The organism is Flavobacterium sp. 83 (assembly GCF_000744835.1).
Classification (GTDB): Bacteria; Bacteroidota; Bacteroidia; order Flavobacteriales; family Flavobacteriaceae; genus Flavobacterium.
On record NZ_JQMS01000001.1, the window covers coordinates 2,865,631 to 2,884,697 of the forward strand.

At 33.0% G+C, this 19,067-nt stretch carries 20 protein-coding genes; 9 read left to right on the top strand and 11 right to left on the bottom strand.

The features are described from left to right. Positions 1-104: 104 nt before the first annotated feature. The 3 genes from T410_RS12525 (at position 105) to T410_RS12535 (ending at position 3,582) form a co-directional block, all read left to right on the top strand. On the top strand, positions 105-2,441 hold the full coding sequence (locus T410_RS12525) for an ATP-dependent helicase (protein ID WP_035672232.1): 2,337 nt from the start codon (positions 105-107) through the stop codon (positions 2,439-2,441). A 107-nt stretch (positions 2,442-2,548) separates the two neighbouring features. After that, positions 2,549-2,839 carry a GIY-YIG nuclease family protein gene (locus tag T410_RS12530; RefSeq protein ID WP_035672233.1) on the top strand — a complete coding sequence of 97 codons (291 nt, stop codon included), beginning with the start codon at positions 2,549-2,551 and terminating at the stop codon, positions 2,837-2,839. Positions 2,840-2,961: 122 nt separating this feature from the next. Beyond that, complete coding sequence (locus T410_RS12535) at positions 2,962-3,582, top strand: L-threonylcarbamoyladenylate synthase (RefSeq protein WP_035672234.1); 621 nt, start codon at positions 2,962-2,964, stop codon at positions 3,580-3,582. Positions 3,583-3,678: 96 nt separating this feature from the next. Here the strand turns inward: T410_RS12535 and T410_RS12540 are convergent, their stop codons facing one another. From T410_RS12540 to T410_RS12550, 3 genes are all read right to left on the bottom strand, one after another. Next, complete coding sequence (locus tag T410_RS12540) at positions 3,679-4,512, bottom strand: OmpA family protein (RefSeq protein ID WP_035672237.1); 834 nt, start codon at positions 4,510-4,512, stop codon at positions 3,679-3,681. 53 nt (positions 4,513-4,565) lie between these two features. Then, positions 4,566-5,564 carry a glycosyltransferase family 2 protein gene (locus T410_RS12545; RefSeq protein WP_035672239.1) on the bottom strand — a complete coding sequence of 333 codons (999 nt, stop codon included), beginning with the start codon at positions 5,562-5,564 and terminating at the stop codon, positions 4,566-4,568. A gap of 66 nt (positions 5,565-5,630) precedes the next feature. Further along, positions 5,631-6,077 carry a type I restriction enzyme HsdR N-terminal domain-containing protein gene (locus T410_RS12550; RefSeq protein ID WP_035672242.1) on the bottom strand — a complete coding sequence of 149 codons (447 nt, stop codon included), beginning with the start codon at positions 6,075-6,077 and terminating at the stop codon, positions 5,631-5,633. Positions 6,078-6,168: 91 nt separating this feature from the next. Between T410_RS12550 and holA the strand changes: the two genes are divergently transcribed. The 3 genes from holA to ettA all read left to right on the top strand — a co-directional run bounded on the left by holA (position 6,169) and on the right by ettA (position 9,156). Then, the gene (gene holA / locus T410_RS12555) at positions 6,169-7,173 is read left to right on the top strand and encodes a DNA polymerase III subunit delta (protein WP_035672245.1); all 1,005 of its coding nucleotides are present in this window, start codon (positions 6,169-6,171) and stop codon (positions 7,171-7,173) included. A 62-nt stretch (positions 7,174-7,235) separates the two neighbouring features. Beyond that, positions 7,236-7,418 carry a CAL67264 family membrane protein gene (locus tag T410_RS12560; RefSeq protein ID WP_035672247.1) on the top strand — a complete coding sequence of 61 codons (183 nt, stop codon included), beginning with the start codon at positions 7,236-7,238 and terminating at the stop codon, positions 7,416-7,418. A gap of 43 nt (positions 7,419-7,461) precedes the next feature. Continuing rightward, positions 7,462-9,156 carry an energy-dependent translational throttle protein EttA gene (gene ettA, locus T410_RS12565; protein ID WP_035672249.1) on the top strand — a complete coding sequence of 565 codons (1,695 nt, stop codon included), beginning with the start codon at positions 7,462-7,464 and terminating at the stop codon, positions 9,154-9,156. 62 nt (positions 9,157-9,218) lie between these two features. On the opposite strand, the gene T410_RS17310 is transcribed toward ettA, so the two are convergent. The 3 genes from T410_RS17310 to T410_RS12575 all read right to left on the bottom strand — a co-directional run bounded on the left by T410_RS17310 (position 9,219) and on the right by T410_RS12575 (position 12,040). Continuing rightward, on the bottom strand, positions 9,219-9,347 hold the full coding sequence (locus T410_RS17310; RefSeq protein WP_255360751.1) for a hypothetical protein: 129 nt from the start codon (positions 9,345-9,347) through the stop codon (positions 9,219-9,221). Positions 9,348-9,424: 77 nt separating this feature from the next. Then, on the bottom strand, positions 9,425-9,841 hold the full coding sequence (locus T410_RS12570; protein WP_035674525.1) for a thiol-disulfide oxidoreductase DCC family protein: 417 nt from the start codon (positions 9,839-9,841) through the stop codon (positions 9,425-9,427). A gap of 33 nt (positions 9,842-9,874) precedes the next feature. Next, entirely contained in the window at positions 9,875-12,040 is a 2,166-nt protein-coding gene (locus T410_RS12575) for a DNA mismatch repair protein MutS (protein WP_035672251.1), read from the bottom strand. Positions 12,041-12,152: 112 nt separating this feature from the next. Between T410_RS12575 and ung the strand changes: the two genes are divergently transcribed. Beyond that, on the top strand, positions 12,153-12,833 hold the full coding sequence (gene ung / locus T410_RS12580; RefSeq protein ID WP_035672254.1) for a uracil-DNA glycosylase: 681 nt from the start codon (positions 12,153-12,155) through the stop codon (positions 12,831-12,833). A gap of 202 nt (positions 12,834-13,035) precedes the next feature. Here the strand turns inward: ung and T410_RS12585 are convergent, their stop codons facing one another. The 5 genes from T410_RS12585 to T410_RS12605 form a co-directional block, all read right to left on the bottom strand. Continuing rightward, entirely contained in the window at positions 13,036-13,410 is a 375-nt protein-coding gene (locus T410_RS12585) for a DUF4258 domain-containing protein (RefSeq protein WP_035672257.1), read from the bottom strand. A gap of 36 nt (positions 13,411-13,446) precedes the next feature. Continuing rightward, a complete protein-coding gene (locus tag T410_RS12590) occupies positions 13,447-14,646 on the bottom strand; it encodes an alanine dehydrogenase (RefSeq protein ID WP_035672260.1) in 1,200 nt (399 codons plus the stop codon). A gap of 93 nt (positions 14,647-14,739) precedes the next feature. Continuing rightward, the gene (locus T410_RS12595; protein WP_035672263.1) at positions 14,740-15,213 is read right to left on the bottom strand and encodes a GNAT family N-acetyltransferase; all 474 of its coding nucleotides are present in this window, start codon (positions 15,211-15,213) and stop codon (positions 14,740-14,742) included. Between the two features lie 10 nt (positions 15,214-15,223). Next, positions 15,224-15,631 carry a tRNA (adenosine(37)-N6)-threonylcarbamoyltransferase complex ATPase subunit type 1 TsaE gene (gene tsaE, locus T410_RS12600; RefSeq protein WP_035672266.1) on the bottom strand — a complete coding sequence of 136 codons (408 nt, stop codon included), beginning with the start codon at positions 15,629-15,631 and terminating at the stop codon, positions 15,224-15,226. 70 nt (positions 15,632-15,701) lie between these two features. Further along, positions 15,702-17,255, bottom strand: a complete 1,554-nt coding sequence (locus tag T410_RS12605) for a bifunctional response regulator/alkaline phosphatase family protein (RefSeq protein ID WP_035672269.1) — start codon at positions 17,253-17,255, stop codon at positions 15,702-15,704. A gap of 1,013 nt (positions 17,256-18,268) precedes the next feature. Between T410_RS12605 and T410_RS17105 the strand changes: the two genes are divergently transcribed. Both T410_RS17105 and T410_RS17110 read left to right on the top strand, forming a co-directional pair. Next, positions 18,269-18,547, top strand: a complete 279-nt coding sequence (locus tag T410_RS17105; protein ID WP_035672271.1) for a toxin-antitoxin system YwqK family antitoxin — start codon at positions 18,269-18,271, stop codon at positions 18,545-18,547. 86 nt (positions 18,548-18,633) lie between these two features. Continuing rightward, a complete protein-coding gene (locus T410_RS17110) occupies positions 18,634-18,801 on the top strand; it encodes a hypothetical protein (protein ID WP_193743744.1) in 168 nt (55 codons plus the stop codon). The last annotated feature ends 266 nt before the right edge of the window (positions 18,802-19,067 follow it).

The window sequence follows — 19,067 nt, forward strand, 5'->3', positions numbered from 1 at the left end:
CTTATTAAAAACAATTGTAAAATGAATTAGTCAATTGTTGATTTTTGGTACTAAAAACCTCATTCAAAATCGCTATTTTTGCATAATATAATTTAAAAATTTCCATGCATAAATATATCGATCAACTTAACGAAGCGCAACGCGAACCCGTTTTACAAAAAGACGGTCCTATGATCATTATTGCAGGAGCTGGTTCCGGTAAAACGCGGGTTTTGACTATCAGAATTGCTTATTTGATGCATCAGGGAATAGACGCATTTAGCATTCTTTCGCTGACTTTTACCAACAAAGCAGCACGAGAAATGAAAAAACGTATCTCTGATATTGTAGGTGCTGGCGAAGCTAAAAACCTTTGGATGGGAACTTTTCACTCGGTTTTTGCTCGAATTCTTCGTTCTGAGGCGGAACATTTGGGCTATCCTTCGAATTTTACCATTTACGATTCTCAAGATTCACTTCGGGCCATTTCTGGAATTATCAAAGAAATGCAATTGGATAGAGATGTGTACAAACCAAAACAGGTTTTAAGCAGGATTTCTAATTTCAAAAATAGTTTGATTACGGTAAAAGCCTATTTCAATGATCCTGATTTACAAGAAGCCGATGCGATGTCTAAAAAGCCTCGAATGGGCGAAATTTATCAAAATTATGTAGACCGGTGTTTCAAAGCGGGAGCGATGGATTTTGATGATTTATTATTAAAAACCAATGAGTTGCTGACTCGTTTCCCGGAAGTTTTAGCGAAATATCAAAACCGTTTCCGTTACATATTAGTCGATGAGTACCAAGATACGAATCACTCACAATATTTAATTGTTAGAGCGTTATCAGATAAATTTCAGAATATTTGCGTGGTAGGTGATGATGCACAAAGTATTTATGCGTTTCGAGGTGCCAATATCAACAACATCCTGAATTTCCAAAAAGATTATGAAGGGGTGAAAACCTTTCGATTGGAACAGAATTACCGTTCGACAAAAAACATTGTGGAAGCGGCGAATACTATCATCGATAAAAATAAAGTTAAACTTGATAAAATAGTTTGGACAGCCAATGATTTTGGTCCAAAAATAAAAGTACACCGCAGTTTAACGGATAACGAGGAAGGTCGTTTCGTGGCAAGTACCATTTGGGAGCAAAAAATGCAAAATCAGTTGCCAAACGGCGCATTTGCTATTTTGTATCGTACTAATGCACAATCTCGTGCGATGGAAGATGCTTTGAGAAAGAGAGACATTCCATACCGAATATATGGTGGGCTTTCTTTTTATCAAAGAAAAGAAGTGAAGGATGTGCTGTGTTATTTACGATTGGTAATCAATCCAAAAGATGAGGAAGCTTTGGTTCGCGTAATCAATTATCCGGCTCGTGGAATTGGGAATACAACAATTGAAAAATTAACAATTGCCGCTAATCATTACAAGCGTTCGATATTTGAAGTGATGCAAAACATTGAACGAATCGACTTAAAATTAAACTCGGGAACAAAACAGAAACTTCTTGATTTTGTGACTATGATTCAGAGTTTTCAAGCCATAAATGAAAATCAGGATGCTTTTTATCTTGCTGATCATGTTGCCAAAAAAACAGGATTGGTACAAGAATTAAAGAAAGATGCGACTCCGGAAGGAATGGCTAAAATCCAAAATATCGAAGAATTATTAAACGGTATCAAGGATTTTACTGAAGGACAAAAAGAAGTTGACGGTGCTCGAGGTGCATTAGCTGAGTTTATGGAAGATGTGGCTTTGGCAACAGATTTAGATAAAGATACCAGCGATGAAGATCGTGTGGCATTAATGACGATTCACTTGGCTAAAGGATTGGAATTCCCTCACGTTTTTGTGGTAGGAATGGAAGAGGATTTATTTCCTAGTGCCATGAGTATGAGTACCAGAAGCGAACTGGAAGAAGAAAGACGTTTATTTTATGTAGCTTTGACAAGAGCGGAACATCAAGCGTATTTGACCTATGCGCAATCGCGTTACCGTTGGGGAAAATTGACTGATAGTGAACCTTCGCGTTTTATTGAGGAAATCGACAGTCAGTATTTAGAATATATGACACCACCGGAGAATAATTATCGTTATAAACCAATGATTGACAGTGATATTTTTGGTGATGTGGATAAATCCAAATTGCGTTTGGCAAAACCAATAGGAAGTACACCACCAAAACAGGTTACAAATAACGAACCCAAAGCAGATATAAACGTTAGGAAACTGAAACCAATGTCCAATACAAATGCATCTTCAGGAGCTGCTAATTTATTTGATAATAAACTGGTTGCCGGAAATATAGTGATGCACGAACGATTTGGAAAAGGGCAAGTTATCAACATGGAAGGCGTTGGCGCTGATAAAAAAGCGGAAATCAAGTTTGAAGTGGGCGGAATTAAAAAATTATTATTGCGATTTGCAAAACTGGATATTATAGGATAGTATTCAAGGTTTTTTCACGTCTGTTCGAGTGTTTTTTGTGGAGAGAAACGGAACAAAAAATGTATCGAGAACTATTTTAACAAAAATTATTATTGTGAAGAAATAATATGAAACAGTCTTACGTATATATTTTAAAATGTTCTGACAATTCTTATTATACTGGAGTTACAAGTAATTTAACCCAAAGACTTTTTCAGCACGAAACAGGTTTCTATCCGGATTGTTATGCCACAAACAAAAGACCTATTGAACTGGTTTATTATTGTAAATTTACAGATATTAATTTTGCAATAGATATTGAGAAAAAAATTAAAAAATGGTCAAGAGTAAAAAAAGAAGCATTGATTAATGAAGAGTATGACAAACTTCCTAATTTAGCAAAGAAAAGTTTTATATAACTATCGAAATTCCGAGGACTAATAAACTTTTAAATGCTTCTCGATACAATTTTTAATAGTAAAGCTGTCGCATTACTATTAAAAATCACTCGAAGTGACGGAAAAATAATAAAATAAAAAAAATGGCTCAATTTATAAAAATATACGAAGATAAACCCAATGAAGCAGCAATTGCCAAAGTGGTTAAGGTTTTAAAAGAAGGTGGGTTGGTGATTTATCCAACGGATACCGTTTATGGTCTGGGTTGTGATATTACTAATACCAAGGCTTTGGAACGCATTGCCAAGATTAAAGGAATTAAGCTGGAAAAAGCTAATTTTTCCTTCATTTGCCATGATTTGAGCAATATATCCGATTATGTGAAGCAAATTGACACAGCTACTTTTAAATTGCTAAAAAGAGCTTTACCCGGTCCATATACTTTCATTTTACCTGGAAACAATAACTTGCCTAAAGAATTTAAAAAGAAAACGACTGTCGGAATTCGGGTTCCCGATAACTCAATAGCACTCGAAATTGTTCGTCAATTAGGAAATCCTATTGTTTCAACTTCAATTCACGATGAGGATGATGTGATAGAATATACCACAGATCCAGAGCTTATTTTTGAGAAATGGCAAAACCTCGTAGATGTTGTTATTGATGGTGGCTATGGTGATAATATAGGTTCTACTATTATTGATTTGTCTGGTGATGAGCCTATTGTAGTAAGAGAAGGAAAAGGAAGTTTGGATATTTTGTAGATTTTAGATTATGAATACTAAATATCTTTATAAATAAATGCATAAAAAAAACGTCTTGATTTCTCAAGACGTTTTTTTATGAAATCTCTCAACTGATTATTTTTGTTGTTTTTTCATTTCTTTTTCAATCATATCATAGAATTGATCGATTTTAGGCAATACAACAATACGAGTTCTTCTGTTACGTGCTCTGTTTTCGGCTGAATAATTAGCAACTAAAGGAACGTATGAACTTCTTCCCGCAGCAATTAATTGTTCCGGTTTAACACCTAATTGATTCGTTAATACACGGATAATAGAAGTAGAACGTTTCACACTTAAATCCCAGTTATCCAATAAAACACCATTTCCAATGTAAGGAACACTATCCGTGTGCCCTTCAATCATACATTCGAAATCAGGTTTGTCATTAACAACTTTAGCTACCTTCGCCAAAACTGCTTTTGCTCTGTCAGTTACATCATAACTTCCAGTTTTAAATAACAATTTGTCTGCAATAGAGATAAATACAACTCCTTTTTCAACATTTATTTCGATATCCGGATCAGAAATTCCAACAGCACTTTTTAAACTAGTAACAACAGCAAGCGTAACGCTGTCTTTTTTAGTTAATGCATCTTGCATTCTACTGATTTTTAAATCTTTTTCTTTGATAGTTTCTAAAGCTTTCTCAATGTTTTCGGCACCTTTAGTAGTCAATACAGTCATGTCTTTAGATGTATTGATTAGTGTTTGATTGTGTTCTTTTAAACCCGCAACAGTAGCAGAAAGTCCCGCTTTTTCTTCTAAGCATGAATTTAATTTTACGGTAGCAGAATTCAATAAATCTTGAGTTTCTTTATTTTTTGCTTCTAAATCGGTATATTTCTTTTTAGAAACACAAGAAGTTAAAAGTGCCAATACGGATAAGGCGATTACGATTTTTCTCATAAAATGTTTAATTTAATTAGACGTGAATTACAAACTTAGTTTTTAATAGTTATTTAATAGTTAAATAAATGTTTAAATATTCGAACCTTTTTAATAAAATATAAAAAAACGATACTTTTTTGGTTGTAGTATATTTTAGACTGAAATTGTTCTCTTTTTTTTAAATTACTTAAAAACAACCGATAAAACGATCCATGTGCTTTTAATATCGCTAAAAAATGATTCATTTTTCCTTGCGTAATAAATTGCAATCCGGCCATTCCATCCAGAATCATTCGGCAAAATAGAATCCAATATAACTTGTCTTTTGGCAAATTTTTAGTCAACATCAACAAGGAGTTTCTAAAATTTAAAAAAGTTTTCTTCGGATTTCCTTGCTGTAATGTGGCTCCACCTACATGATAAACAATAGATTCCGAAATGTATTTAATTTTATATCCTTTATTGTTTGTACGCCAGCATAAGTCAATCTCTTCCTGATGGGCAAAAAAATCGGCATCAAAACCTTTTAATTCGTTATAAACCGTACTTCGCATGAAAAAACACGCTCCGGAAGCCCAAAATATTTCACAATCATCATTGTATTGTCCATTATCTTTTTCTAAAGTATCAAAAATACGTCCGCGACAATAAGGGTAACCATATTTGTCTATAAATCCTCCCGCAGCACCAGCATATTCAAAGTATTCTTTACGTTTAAAATCTAATATTTTAGGCTGGATAATAGCAGTTTTAGGCTCACTTTCAAAAGTTTTAAGGATAGGCTGTAACCAATTTTCGGTAACTTCAATATCTGAGTTTACCAAAGCATAAATTTCTGCATCAATATGTTTTAACGCTTCATTGTAACCGCCTGCGAAACCTAAATTGGAGTCATTTTTTACAATTTTGACAGAAGGGAAATTAGCCAATACGAATGAAATGGAATCATCTGTCGAAGCATTATCTGCTAAATATATAGTAGCTTCGGGTGAATATTGCAGTACCGAAGGTAAAAATTGTTCTAATAATTGTACTCCATTCCAATTGAGTATGACAATAGCTATTTTCATTTAGATTTTTAGATTTTTAGACATTTTAGACTTATTAGATTCTAACAATCTAATAAGTCTAATAATCTAACTATTATAATTTGGCAGATTCTCTAGAAAAGCATATTTCTCGTTTTCAAAATCCATTTGGCAAAAGTAATGATTCAATCCGTTAGTCACCATCAAAAACTGGGCTTGCATCGTCATATTATAACGTGCAATTTGGTCGAAAGTAGCTTGAGCAATTTTTATTTCGGGAGCTTTACATTCGATTAAAATGAAAATTGAACCGTCAGGATTAAAAACTACAATATCGTATCTTTTGCGTAAGCCATTGACTTTTAAAACTTTTTCTACATTTATCAGTGATTTTGGATATTTTTTTTCTTCCAATAAAAACTGGACTACATGCTGGCGAACCCATTCTTCGGGAGTGAGAATGATAAATTTTTTCCTTATTTCATCAAAAATGGAGACTTTATTTTCGCTATTTTTGAACCGAAAGTTATAAAGTTGAAAATTTAGTTTTTGCATAAAGCAAAAGTATTAAATAAGTTTAAAATTTAAAGTTTAAAGTTTCAATTGAAACAACAAACTTTAAACTTCAAACTTTAAACAATAAAAAATGGACGAGGTTGTAAAAATTGTAAATGATATAAAAAGCGGCACTATTAAACCTATCTATTTTTTGATGGGAGAAGAACCTTATTATATTGACAAATTATCTGATTATATTGAGGAAAAAGTCTTAACTGAAGAGGAAAAAGGCTTTAACCAAACCGTTTTATATGGAAGAGATGTTTCAATTGAAGATATTATTTCGACCGCTAAAAGATATCCGATGATGGCCGAGCGTCAAGTTGTGATTGTAAAAGAAGCACAAGATTTGATTCGGACAATTGATAAATTAGAAAGTTACGCCGAAAACCCGATGCCATCTACCGTTTTAGTTTTTTGTTACAAATATAAAACTTTGGATAAACGTAAAAAATTGACTAAATTATTAGCGAAACATGGTGTCGTTTATGAAAGTAAAAAATTATACGAAAATCAAGTAGGCGAGTGGATTAAACGCGTTTTAGCAGGGAAAAAATATTCGATTGAACCTAAAGCAAATGCCATGTTAGTGGAGTTTTTAGGAACTGATTTGAGCAAAATAAATAATGAACTCGAAAAATTACAGATTATCCTGCCTGTTGGAAGTACAATAACTCCAAAGCATATTGAGGAAAATATAGGTTTCAGCAAAGATTTTAATGTTTTTGAATTGCGAAAAGCACTGGGAGAACGAAACCAACTAAAAGCTTATACGATTGCCGAAAATTTTGCCCAAAATCCAAAAGATAATCCAATGGTGGTCACAACGAGCTTGGTGTTTGGATTTTTTATCCATTTGTTAAAATACCACGGATTAAAAGACAAGAACCCAAAAAATGTAGCGGCAGTATTAGGCGTAAACCCTTTCTTTTTGAAAGAATATGATGTGGCTTTGAAGAATTATCCCATGAAAAAAGTGAGTCAAATAGTTGGAGCTTTAAGAGACATTGATGTAAAAAGTAAAGGTGTTGGTGCAAATGCGATGTCACAATCTGATTTATTAAGAGAAATGCTTTATAAAATATTTAATTAGCGACTAAAATTACCGATATTTGCACTCCTGAAACTTCGTGATAAATTATAATTTACCTAAATATGGGAATGAATAAAAATACTGTCTTAGGTTGGGCTACTTTAATAATGATTTTAATGGGTTTATTGCTTATTGCATTAGGCGCTTTCAGATATGATGATGTAGCCGGTTGGGGATTTGCAGCCGTAGGCGTTGGCTTTTTAGCTAATGCTTGGGTTTTTAGTTCGCTTAAAGGCAGACTTTAATAGTTATTTTAAATGTTGAATTTTAAATTTTAAATAAAAAAAAATGGCAGACGATAAAAAAGTGATATTCTCAATGTCAAAATTGAGTAAAACTTATCAAGGAGCGGATAAACCTGTTCTTAAAAATATTTATTTAAGTTTCTTTTACGGAGCTAAAATTGGTATTTTAGGTTTAAATGGATCAGGAAAATCTTCTTTATTAAAAATTATTGCCGGAGTTGATAAAAACTACCAAGGTGATGTAGTTTTTGCACCAGGTTATACGGTGGGTTATTTAGAACAAGAACCTATTTTAGATGATAGTAAAACGGTTATTGAAATTGTAAGAGAAGGAGTTGCTGAAACAATGGCAGTTTTAGAAGAATTTAACCAAATCAATGATAGTTTCGGTTTACCTGAAGTATATGAAGATGCGGATAAAATGGAAAAATTGATGGACCGTCAAGCGTTATTACAAGATAAAATTGATGCGCTTGGTGCTTGGGAAATCGATACAAAATTAGAAATAGCTATGGATGCGCTACGTACTCCCGATGCTGATACGCCAATTAAAAATCTTTCTGGTGGTGAACGTCGCCGTGTGGCTTTATGTCGTTTGTTGTTACAACAACCTGACGTTTTGCTTCTTGATGAGCCTACGAATCACTTGGATGCCGAAAGTGTTCTTTGGTTGGAACAACATTTAGCTCAATATGCTGGAACGGTTATCGCTGTAACTCACGATAGATACTTCTTGGATAATGTTGCAGGTTGGATTTTAGAATTAGATAGAGGAGAAGGGATTCCTTGGAAAGGAAACTACTCTTCTTGGTTAGATCAAAAATCAAGCAGAATGGCATTGGAAGAAAAAGTAGCTTCTAAACGTAGAAAAAACTTAGAACGGGAGTTGGATTGGGTTCGTCAAGGAGCAAAAGGTCGTCAAACTAAGCAAAAAGCGCGTTTGCAGAATTACGATAAATTATTGAATGAAGACCAAAAGCAATTGGATGAGAATCTAGAAATTTATATTCCAAACGGACCTCGTTTAGGGACCAATGTAATTGAAGCTAAAGGTGTTGCAAAAGCCTATGGTGATAAATTGCTATATGACAACTTGAACTTTACATTACCTCAAGCTGGTATAGTTGGGATTATCGGGCCAAACGGAGCTGGTAAATCAACAATTTTCAGAATGATTATGGGTGAAGAAAAACCTGATGCAGGGGAGTTTGCTATTGGGGAAACAGTGAAAATCGCATATGTCGATCAAGCGCATTCTAATATCAATCCTGATAAATCAATTTGGGAAAACTTTTGTGATGGTCAAGAATTGATTATGATGGGAGGAAGACAGGTGAATTCAAGAGCTTATTTAAGCCGATTTAATTTTGGAGGAAGTGATCAAAATAAAAAAGTATCTACACTTTCAGGAGGAGAACGCAACCGTTTGCATCTTGCTATGACTTTGAAAGAAGAAGGAAACGTACTTTTACTGGATGAACCAACGAATGATTTAGATATTAATACACTTCGTGCATTAGAAGAAGGTTTAGATAATTTTGCAGGTTGTGCAGTAGTAATTTCTCACGATAGATGGTTCTTGGATAGGATTTGTACACACATTTTAGCTTTCGAAGGAAACTCTGAAGTGTATTATTTTGAAGGTGGTTTCTCTGAATACGAAGAGAATAAGAAGAAACGTTTGGGTGGTGATTTAACTCCGAAACGATTGAAATACAGAAAATTAATCAGAAGTTAATACCTTTCTAATATCGTTAATAGAATCAAGAGGATGTCCGTAAAAGACATCCTTTTTTTGTGTTATTTTTTCTTTTTATCAGAATTCATCATTATTAAAACAGCGGCAACTAATCCAATTATTACCAAACCGAATACGACAATCATTATAAATGAACCGTTATCCCAAGAAAAAAGCGATATGTCTTTCATAAATTAAAATTTTAAGGTTGGTCAAATATAGAATTAGTGTTAAAAGTAATGCATGATAATTATCATAATTAATAATTTTATTCTAAAAACTTAGCTTGAAGTTCTTTTGTAGGAATCATGCAGCTTTCCTTTTTTCCATACCATTTGTATCGATTTTTAGCAATGTAATCGTAAATGTAATTATTAAAGGATGTGGGAAAAATCGAAAATAAAGTTCCACAATAAAAAATTCCGCCTAAACTTTTAGCAATTTCTAATGCAGCTTCTGATTTGTAATAATAAGCAATACCGGGCTCGTAGAGAATTATACTATCTATTTTTTTAGCATCGATTCCAATGTGTTTTATGATTTCCTGACCTAAATCTGATTGCAGCGCTACAAACCTAAAAATATCTTTTTTATCCTGTTTAATGATGAATTGCACTGCCGAATCACAGAGATTGCAAACGCCATCAAATAGGATTATTCTTTTATCTTCAGGGAGGTTTAGCATATTTTTCATTTTGTCATTGCGACCGCTAATGGATTACTTTTTTCCCGCTTCTACAAATTCCAATTCCTCTAAACTTACTTTAGAAGTAAACACACCATAATTCACTACAGCTTTATTCTTTTCAATCTTATCAATACTTCCCACTGATTTTCCGTCTAGCATTCGAACCCGATCACCAACTTTAAGGATGGCTTTTGGTTTTACAACAACTGGTTTTAGCTTCTTTTCTTTCTTTTCCTGACGAATTTCTTCTACATGAACCGTAATTTCTTGTATAACTTCTTTTTTCTTTTCAATAATAGCTTTTGCCTCTTTTGGTGTTGCTTTTTTTCGTTTTGAATTTTCGATTTCAATAATTTTTAAAAACTCCCCAATCAGGTCTTTTTTGTTTTTATTATTAAAATATTTCTCGGCTATATCTTCAATTTTTTGACCTATGTAAATTGTTTTCTGATTGCTGTCATATAATTCTTGATAGCTTTCCAGTTTTTGTTTGATTTTTACATTGATGGTTTCCATCTTCTTACCTTCTTCACGGGCTTTCGTTTCTTCTTCTTTGAGCGTTTGTGACGTTTTTTCCATTTTAGAACGTTCTTTCTGAAGGGTAGCAATCGTTTTATCGAAACGTACTTTTCCAACTTCGATTTTCTTTTTAGCGCGATTAATTAAACTAAATGGAATTCCGTTTTTTAAAGCGACTTCAAATGTAAAAGAACTTCCTGCTTGTCCCAAAACCAATTTGTATAAAGGCTCTAATGTTTTTTCATCAAAAAGCATGTTAGCATTGGTAGCACAAGGCAATTCATTCGCTAGAATTTTTAAATTTGAATAATGCGTTGTAATAATCCCAAAGGCTTCCCGATGATAGAACTCTTCTAAGAAAATTTCGGCCAGTGCACCTCCTAATTCAGGATCAGAACCGGTACCAAATTCATCAATAAGGAACATGGTTTTTTTATTGCACTTCTTTAAAAAGTAGTTCATGTTCTTTAATCGGTAACTATAGGTACTTAGATGATTTTCAATAGATTGATTATCTCCTATATCTGTTAAAATACGATCAAAAAGAAACGTTTCACTGCGTTCGTGTACCGGAATTAACATTCCGGATTGAAGCATCAATTGGAGTAAACCAACCGTTTTCAATGAAATGGTTTTTCCTCCTGCATTAGGACCTGAAATCACAATGATTCTACTTTCCTGATTTAATTCAATCGTTTGTGGATGCGTAATTTCATTTTTTTGTTTGTTATTCAAATATAAAATGGGATGATAGGCATCTCTAAAATAGAGGCGGCGATCCTCCGTAATTGTTGGTAAAATTCCATTGATTTTATTGGCATATTTTGCCTTGGCAGCAATCACGTCAATATCACTTAAAAAATCCTGGTACTGAATTAGTAATGGTAAAAAAGGACGAATTTTATTTGATAATTGCTTTAGTATTCGGGTGATTTCCTCTTTTTCCTCGTATTCTAAATTGCTGAGTTCACGGGAATATTTGAGTGTTGCTTCGGGTTCGATATAGGCAATGCTTCCTGTTTTGGAACTGCCTAGAATCGATCCTTTAACTTTACGGCGATACATCGCTAAAACCGCTAAAACACGTCTGTTTTGAACGAAACTTTCCTTGATATCATCTAAATAACCTAGCGAATTATATTGTGTTAATGCAGCTCCGAAACTTTGATTGACTTTACCACGAACTACATTCATATTCCTGCGAATATCCAATAAGTCCGGTGATGCATTGTCCTTTATTTCGCCATATTTGTCGACTACTTCATCGACCATTGTGATAATATCTTTGGTAAATTCGACTTGTAAAGCTCTATTGTTTAAGTTAGGGTAATAATCTTCGAATTTTTTAAGGAAATTTAATAAGAAATTAGCAGTGGATGAGATGGTGGCAATTTTTCTAAAACTGCCTACTTCAAGAAAGCTGTCTTCAATGGCAAGAAATTTAATTTCATGCGTTATGGCATCAAAACCATGATTGGGAATGGCATTGTTATTCTGGAAAGAGGAAACATATTCAGATGTTTGCATTAATGCTTGCAACAAGGTTTCCTTATCTTTAAAAGGAGTGATTTCTAATGCTTTTTGTTTTCCAATATCAGTATTACAAATCGTCGAAATAGTATCGAGAACGGTTGGGAATTGTAAATCTTGTAACGTTTTTTCGGTGATGGATATCATTTTGTGAGCTAAGTTGTAAAGTTTCAAAGTTACAAAGATTCAAAGTGAAATGCATTAAATTTTTAATGGACTTTGCGAAAAACTTTGCGAACTTTGCTGCAAAATAAATTACATGCAAATCAATCTCAATCCGGAATGGCAATCTATTTTATCAGACGAAATCCAGAAACCTTATTTTCAGGATTTAATGGAAACTGTTACCGAAGAATATAAAAATTATACTTGTTATCCTCCAAAAGAATTGATTTTTGCTGCTTTCAACTATTGCAGTTTCAAAGATATAAAAGTGGTTATTATTGGTCAAGATCCGTATCATGGAAAAGGCGAAGCCAATGGTTTGTGTTTTTCTGTGAATGACGGTGTTAGAATCCCGCCTTCTTTGCGCAATATTTTTCGCGAAATGAGTGATGATTTGGGAACTATTTTTATGCCTACTTCCGGTAATCTGGAGACTTGGGCGAAACAAGGTGTTTTGCATTTGAATGCGTCACTGACTGTGAGAGAAGATAATCCAAATAGCCATAAGCATTTAAAATGGAATGTTTTTACGGATGCTGTAATTCAGAAAATTTCGGAGGAAAAAGAGCAAGTCGTTTTCTTGCTTTGGGGAAATTTTGCCCATAAAAAAGGACTCAAAATAGATCGAAATAAACATTTAGTTTTAGAATCCGGGCATCCATCGCCTATGAGCGCGAATCAGGGAAAGTGGTTTGGAAATAAACATTTTAGTAAAACAAATGCTTATTTAAAACAAAATGGAATGCGATTAATTAATTGGATTTTAGAAAATTAAGCGTTTTTTAGATATAGATTATTGTTTACACTGCTTTGCGTGAGTGATGGTAGTAAAGCTCTTTTATTGAGAGGTGTTTTTTTAACCTCTCAATAAAAAGCGGGAACGTACAGCACGACCCGAAATTTTTATGTAGGGTCACGCCCAAATTGAAATAGTGCTATTTGCAGAATTACGTTGTAAATAGCACTAATTAAAGTGTTTATTTCTTAATAATTTCTTCTAAAGTAGCTTTGTCATCTTCGTTTCTTATTTTTAGGGTAATTTCTTGGCCTTTCAAGGTTTTACCTTCAATAACGTAAATTTTAGCTTTATGAAATTCGGTATTGCTTTTGTCAAAGTCAACATCTCCGTATTGCAAGGTGTTTTTTATATCGATGGTGTCAATCCACTTTTCGGCTAATATTTGAGACGCTTTTTCAGAATAATTAAAAGGTTTGTTTCTTAAATCATTTAATACTCTTGCATTTGGGAAATAATTGCAACGGGTGTCTTTCCCACTGAAAATAGCGGCTACAAAAAACAATCCTAATATTAATCCAATAAGATAATAAGCAAAACGATGTACAAATTTCATGTTTTAATTTTTTGGCAAAGGTAAAAGAAAGTTAGCTTAAAAAACAATTAAATTGATGTCGTTATCAGGTATGTCAAACCAGTCGCCAATTGCTTTATTGGTCAGGATGCCATGATAGAGATAAACTCCGTTTTTTAATCCTTTATTGCAGCGTAAAGCACTTTCAATACCGCCATCTTCAGCTATTTGCAGTAAATAAGGGGTGAGAATATTACTAATGGATAACGATGCTGTTTTGGAGTATCGTGAAGGGATATTAGGAACACAGTAGTGCAAAACATTATTTTTGATGAAGGTTGGTTTTTCATGTGAAGTCACTTCTGAGGTCTCAAAACAACCTCCGGTATCTATACTTACATCTACTATAACAGCTCCTTTTTTCATGTATTCAACCATGGTTTCAGTCACTACAACCGGGCAGCGTTCCTGACCTCTCATAGCGCCAATAGCTACATCACAGCGTCTCAATGCTTTTAGTAATGACTTAGGTTGGATGGTAGAGGTAAAAACCCGCTGATTCAAATTATTTTGCAGTCGGCGTAATTTAGTAATGGAATTGTCAAATACTTTGACTGTTGCGCCTAAGCCAATGGCAGTTCTGGCTGCAAATTCTCCAACTGTTCCTGCGCCCAAAATAACAACTTCAGTAGGAGCAACGCCGGTAATATTTCCGAATAATAATCCTTTCCCAAATTCATTGGTAATCATTAATTCGGCAGCAATTAAAATTGATGCAGTTCCGGCAATTTCGCTCAAAGATTTAACTGCAGGGTAGGTCCCATCCTCATCTTTTATGTATTCAAAAGCAAGTGCTGTAATTTTCTTTTTGGTTAAAGCTTCAAAGTAGTTCTTTTTTCTGGTTTTCAATTGAATTGCTGATATGAGAATTGCTTCTTGGTTCATCATTTCAATTTCGGGTAGAGTAGCAGGTTCAACCTTGAGTATCATTGGGCAGCTAAATACCTTTTTTGTATCATTAGTAATTTCGGCTCCTGCTTCAAAATATTCTTTATCTGAATAACTGGAACTTTCACCTGCACCAGCTTCAATCATAACCCTATGGCCATGATAGGTCAGTGTATTTACAGCATCAGGAGTCAGGCAAATACGGCGTTCTTGATAACTGGTTTCTTTAGGAATACCAATAAAAAGTTCACTTTTTCTTCTCCGTATCTCAAGTTTTTCTTCTTGAGGTAATAACTGCTGTTTAGTAAATGGTGTTATTGTTATTGGCATTAGCGCTGTAAAATTTAGGGGACAATTTACGTAAAAAGTTTTAAAAAAAAGACAATTGAACTTCTGAAAATGCGGCGATGCTGAAATTTAAAATTAGCTAATGATTCTTTCCATTTTAATATCGGCTCTTTCGTAAACGCCATCTTCCAGAGGTATTTCTACAAAACCAAATTTTTCATACAAATGAATTGCTGGTAATAATTTTCTGTTGGAATATAAAATAAGTTTTTTTATTGCTTTTTCTTCCGCGATTTTGATACAATGAATCATCAGTTTTTTGCCTATTCCCAAGCCTTGAATCTTATCTGTAACTGCCATTTTACTCAATTCAAATGTGGTTTCATCGATTTTTATTAAGGAAACCGTTCCAATGATTTCGTTATTGTATTTGGCATAAAAAATCATTCCGCCTTTGTCAATGATTTCACCTTGAGGATTCGATAATACGATTTCATCTTTGGGCTCCACTTTGAAATATTTTTTTAACCATTCGATATTTAATGATTTTATAGGCTCTGTTAAACCTGTAGTAAAAGGAATAATTTCAACTGTATTTTCTAAACTCATAGGTATTGTTTTATTTTAATTCTAAAAAACGTTTTCCATCAGAAAGTAGATTAATTGTAATCACAGAATGAGCTTCTGGAATTAAATTTGGAATCCTCTCTGCCCATTCTATAAAGCACCAATTATCAGAATATAAATAATCATCAATGCCCATATCCAACGCTTCCTCTTCCTTGTTTAATCTGTAACAATCAAAATGATAAACAATTTGATTGTTAGTTGTTTGGTATTCATTAACTAAAGAAAAAGTTGGGCTGCTCGTAGCGCTTAGAACCCCTAGAGTTTTACACAATTGTTTGATTAATGTGGTTTTACCAACACCCATTTCTCCGTGAAAAAGAATTACTTTGTTTGGGTTTTCGGCTATGATTTTTTGTGCAACTTCTTCGAGTTGATCTAAAGAAAAAATAACATTCATTACTTTAAATTTGTTTAAAGTTTAAAGTTTAAGGTTGCACCTAAAACTGAAAACTGAGGCTAAAAAAATCCTATTTTGGATTAAAAACTAAAAACGGAATTATCATTTCTTCCAATGAAATTCCACCATGCTGATACGTATTTTTGTAATAACTCACATAATGATTGTAATTGTTGACATACGCCAAAAACAAATCATTTTTTGCAAAAATATAAGAACTGCTCATATTTATAGTAGGTAAACCAATATTTTTTGGTTCTTTTACTGCATAAACATCTTTATGTTCGTAGGTCAAACTGCGTCCTGTTTTATAACGCAAATTCAAACTGGTATTTTTATCACCCACTACTTTCGATGGGTTTTTCACGTTTATAGTTCCGTGATCAGTAGTTAAAATTAATTTGAAACCTAATTTTTGTGCTTGTTGAATAATTTCCAACAAAGGAGAATTTTTAAACCAACTCAACGTCAGCGAGCGATATGCTTTATCATCGGAGGCAAGTTCTTTTACCACATCCATCTCCGTTTTGGCGTGCGACAGCATATCTACAAAATTGTAAACTACAGTGACCAAATCGTTGTTTTTTAGCGATTTAAAACCTTCAACTAGTTTTTTACCTCCGGCAAGATTGGTGATTTTAAAATAATCTTCCTTTATATGTAATCCTAAACGTTTCAATTGTGCCGACAAAAACTCTGCTTCATACAAATTTTTTCCGCCTTCCTCCGGGTCATTTTTCCAATATTGTGGAAACTGTTTTTCCATTTCAAGCGGTGTTAAACCAGAGAAAATAGCATTTCTGGCATATTGTGTAGCCGTTGGCAAAATAGCGTAATAGGGAACCTCTTTTTCAAGTTTATAATATTTTCCCACTACACTTTCAAAGGCTTTCCATTGATCGTAACGTAAATTATCAATCACTACAAAAAGTACTGGTTTGTCTTTTTTTACAATTTCAGGAACCACTAATTCTCTAAATAATGTGTGCGATTGCACTGGTTTATCCGCTTTTGGTTTAAACCAATCCTCATAATTGCGCTCAATGAATTTTCCAAATTGCGAATTGGCTTCCGTTTTTTGGGATTCTAGAATTTCAACCATGCTTTGATCGTTGATATTCTCCAATTCCAGTTCCCAAAAAATCAATTTCTTATACAATTCAATCCAGTCTTCATAGGAATTCACCATTGCCATTTCCATGGTGATTTTTCGAAATTCCTTCTGGTAATCCAAGGTTGTTTTTTGCGAAATCAATCGGGAATGATCTAGATTTTTCTTCAAACTCAACAAAATCTGATTTGGATTCACAGGTTTTATCAAGTAATCGGCAATTTTAGAGCCAATCGCTTCCTCCATGATGTATTCCTCCTCGCTTTTGGTAATCATAATCATGGGAACCGAAGATTTTTTCTCTTTCATCTCCGACAGCGTTTCCAGACCACTCATTCCGGGCATATTTTCGTCCAGAAAAACAATATCAAAATTGTTTTCGTCAAAAATATCCACTGCATCACGACCGTTGTTACAAGTAGTAACTTCGTAATTTTTCTTTTCCAGAAACAATATGTGAGGCTTTAAAAGGTCGATTTCATCATCCACCCAAAGTATTTTTATTTTATCCATAAGTCGCAATTAACAGGTGTTCAAAAATAGTAATTGAAAGTGCCAATTTACTGTTTTTAGCAACGGTGAGTTGCTAATATTATGATAATTTTTCGCGCAATAGTTCTCTTGTTGCTAAAAAAAGATAAGTTTTTTTGTTCTAAAATTGTTTCTGGGCGTGACCCATCCTCCGTAAACTCCGTCCGGGTCGGGCTGTGCGCTGTATCTTTCCTTTTAAAAGAAAAAAGGAAAGGATGCCGCTTCCATCCCTCACACAGCTTCGATAATGATTGGTGTTTATAACAGCTATTAGGGTAAGAAAATTTTCAGGAAATAAATAGTGTTTTTAATTGTTTTTGATTGTTTTTTTATAATTTCGTTCAAATTAGATACAGTGTTTATAAGAGCAATCTATACGAATTTGTATGCATTGAGATGATTTTGTCAGACCAATAAGTTAGCAGACAGTTTGTGAAAAAAAATAGATTTTCACTAAAAAATATTTTTTTGAAAAAGTTAAACTTAAAATGTATTGCATTAAAATATGATAGATTTGACTAACTTTTTTGATTCTCATTTACGAGCAGCAATGTTTTATTTCGTCTTGTTAGTTTTAATTATTTTTCTTTACAGATATGAATTAAACAACAAACTATAATCAGGGGATCCTCTAACAAATTATGATAAGTATTATTGTCGAAGTTCAATGAAATCTATATTTTTAATTATAGTCTCATTTATTGGTACAATAATCTATTTTCTAAAATCATTTTTTTAAAAATTTTAACTAAAAAAACTTACAACACAGTATTAGCTCAATATGGTTTTTAACTGTCCCTGAAAACAATAGTGTAAATTTTAAATAAGAAGACAATATAAGTTTGGAGAGCAACCAAGAAATTAATTTATAAGTTTTTGCTATCGTAAAATTGGACAGAAGTGGTTTGGTACAGTTCTTCAATTCAACAGCAGAAATGCTACTTATTTTCGCAAAATTGCACTGATTTTTAAATAAAAAATATAATTAAATTCAAATGTTAGATAAAAAACACTATGTAAACGGACAAATAACCCATGAGTTAATTGGGAATAAATTGACTTATTTTTTCAAAAATGGAAAAGTGAAAGCGAAAGGTACTTTTATTAATGAACTGATGGAAGGGGAGTGGTTGTTTTATAGAGAGACTGGACAGCTTTGGCAAGTTGGGAATTTTATAAACAGCAAGAAAAATGGTTCTTTTATTAGGTATAACAGAAACAATCAAGTAGAATATCAAGAGACTTTTGAAAACGATAAAATCATTAAAAAATGATAGTAAAGTCATGAAAATGTAGCTTAAACCTGTTTTCTATAATTTAATTGGTTATAACTCTGTAACTTTACTAAAAAACAGAAAAAATGGAAATAAATTGGATTATTATAGCCGTGGTTTTGGTTTGTGCAATCGCTTTAATTCTTTACTTGATTAAAAAAAATCAAAAGGATAAAAAAGACGTAACCAATTTTTTTAATTCAGATACTACAATTAGAAAGGAATCAGAACTTGATGAAGAGGAGGAGTATTGATTGCGGTATTTTTAATCACAATTCTAAGGTATTGTATCAATTCAATATTACCTATAACTGTTTTTAATTTCTTAGGGGGAATAATTATACTTTAATTCAGCTAAAGAGCTAGTATTAAAAAATCCCGGACCCAACAGCACGGAAATTGTGATTCACATCCAGAATATTAGAAAATTATATTAATAAAAATTGCAAGCTATACTTTAAAAAAAGTCACGTCTTTTTTTATTCTATTGATTTAAAAAATTACTTCAAAACTTAAGTTT